Origin of the sequence: Mesorhizobium sp. M7D.F.Ca.US.004.03.1.1, assembly GCF_003998635.1 — a bacterium.
Taxonomy (GTDB): domain Bacteria; phylum Pseudomonadota; class Alphaproteobacteria; order Rhizobiales; family Rhizobiaceae; genus Mesorhizobium; species Mesorhizobium loti.
Window position 1 is genome coordinate 1 of the sequence record NZ_RZQG01000995.1, and the last position, 2,089, is coordinate 2,089.

A 2,089-nucleotide genomic window follows, 5' to 3' on the forward strand; every position below is an offset into this window, starting at 1 on the left:
ATCAAGCTGCGCCTGTGTCTTGAACACGCCGGTCTGCACGGCGAAAAACAGGCCAATGCCAATAGCGGCAAGCAGCGTTATGGTCAGGAAGATGGCGGTCAGCGGCAGGCGACGCCCTCTTATGCGCCGTTCATCGCGATCGGGTGCCACTTCCGTGGCCGCGCCGGCCGACGCCGGAGCGGACATGTCGATGGCCGGAGCGTCGGGAAGAGTAGCGTCCGGCATGATGTCGGGAACGACGGGCAGCACGCGCGAGCGCGGCGCATCGGAAGCGGATTGCACGGGCCCATCGACGACGACAGCGGGGGACGGTGTCTGTTGGCCGGTTTCGACCGCAGGCGCCGAGTCTGCACCAAGCTCGACCGCCGGTGCATCGCCTTGCGGGCCGACATCCGGCACCGCCGGCAGAAACTCGGATTCGATTTCGGTGATTTTCGCCTGGATCGCCTTGCGGCGCTTGATGGCTACTTCCACGGTCACGCCGGGATTGGCCTGGAGCGCGCGATCAAGCGCGGCAAAAGCCGCGCGATAGACCCTCTCGCGGAACGCGCGGTCCTCGGCGCTGCCTTTCTCCAAGGCGTTCCGGATCGCTTTTTCGATCGCGTCCAAGCGGGTCCCTCTGTCCATTCGCCAACCTTGCCGTGATCGTTAGCCGCAGGCGACCAATCAATCAACGGGCGAGCGGCGCATTCTGCCTTGGAGAGGTGTCCAAAGTCCATGCCGGCGCTGTTCCGGCAACAAAATCAGCATGTTTCATCGGTTTTCACGCGTAGGGAGGTGCGCGCCGTGCTGAACATGACTTAACAACCGGTTGGCAAACAACGCGGCGGCGGGCTTTCGACAGCGGCATGACATCCTCGCATGAATTGCCAAGTCCCATCTTGAATTCGCGGCCGGTTGCGTCTATCACCCCCGCATCTTGGAGGCCTTGGCCTCCCGGGCCGCTTTAGCTCAGTTGGTAGAGCACCGCATTCGTAATGCGGGGGTCGCGTGTTCGAGTCACGCAAGCGGCACCACTTCTCCCAAAAGAACAGGCAATAGCGCCCTCACTGGGCTAAGCCTCTTGCGTCCGGGGCCAAGCCTCTTGTGCCCGACCTCTCACTTCTTTGTCGATTGTCGCCGCTGAATGCTTGCCGGACAGGATCCCCTGATGGTCCGATAGTATCCTGGAAAGGTGGAGGCCTCGCCTCGGGATCGAACCGAGGCTTCAGAGATTTGCAGTCTCCAGCGTAGCCGCTCCGCCACGAGGCCATCGCTGTCCAAGTAGCCGCCAAATATTTACGGAAAGGTTAAGACCGAACAGATAGATCGGACCGCCGCAACGCGTTCGGCTGGCGCTCGGGAGATGCTCTGCTGGTGCAAAGGATTGCGACGCCGGCGAAGCACATCTGCCATTGTCGAGACCCCACTTTGATGTGAAACTGGTGGCCTCAGCATGGGAGGTCAAAAATGCCCAACAATTTCAAGACCGGAGACGTCGTCAAGCTGAAATCCGGAGGCCCCAGGATGACGGTCAGCGATGGTGCGGCCTCGGGCATGTATATGTGCCACTGGTTCAATCGCGAGGGCGAGGTGTGGACCCCGCAACATGCCGGGTTCAAGCCTGAACAACTGGTTGCGGCCGACCAATCAGACTAGAGCCTGTTCCATCCCGATGGAATCGGGATGGGCTCTATTTGTTTTTTCGACCACGAACGGATCAGCACGCGCGACCGACGGATTTTTCGGGTCGCGGCGTTTAACGGTTGAAGCGTGACGGCGGCACAGGTCGTCTGCAACGCACCAACCCGGAGACGCAAAGCATGATCAGCCGTTCGATAATCGTCGTTACCTTGAGTTTGCAAGCCGTTGCGGCTTTCGCCCAGACAACGACACCGCCCCCTGCACCGCCGACCGCCTCGCCAGGCGCCTCGGGGGTCAAATCCGACATCACGCTGGCCAAATTCCAGAAGCGGCGCGAGAAGGCAATCATGGCGGCCGACACGGACGGCGACGGCAAGATCAGCCTGCTGGAGTGGACGGCCTTTCAGGCGAAACGCAACGGCAAGGGCGACCCCGCCAAATCCTTCGCGCGGATCGATTCCAACCA

General features: G+C 61.3%; 2 protein-coding genes, 2 tRNA genes and 1 pseudogene. 3 read left to right on the top strand and 2 right to left on the bottom strand.

Going from position 1 to position 2,089, the window contains the following annotated elements:
- Positions 1–609: pseudogene (locus EN935_RS32935) on the bottom strand (hypothetical protein); the annotation flags it as partial.
- A gap of 331 nt (positions 610–940) precedes the next feature.
- Here EN935_RS32935 and EN935_RS32940 point away from each other — a divergent pair.
- Positions 941–1,016 (top strand) — tRNA-Thr (locus EN935_RS32940).
- A 159-nt stretch (positions 1,017–1,175) separates the two neighbouring features.
- Here the strand turns inward: EN935_RS32940 and EN935_RS32945 are convergent.
- Positions 1,176–1,251, bottom strand: a tRNA-Cys gene (locus EN935_RS32945).
- 198 nt (positions 1,252–1,449) lie between these two features.
- On the opposite strand from EN935_RS32945, the gene EN935_RS32950 reads away from it, so the two are divergent.
- Together EN935_RS32950 and EN935_RS32955 are read left to right on the top strand one after the other, a co-directional pair.
- Entirely contained in the window at positions 1,450–1,638 is a 189-nt protein-coding gene (locus EN935_RS32950; protein ID WP_109666250.1) for a DUF2158 domain-containing protein, read from the top strand.
- A 164-nt stretch (positions 1,639–1,802) separates the two neighbouring features.
- A partial coding sequence (locus EN935_RS32955; RefSeq protein ID WP_127374072.1) for an acid-shock protein occupies positions 1,803–2,089 on the top strand: 287 nt, incomplete at its 3' end.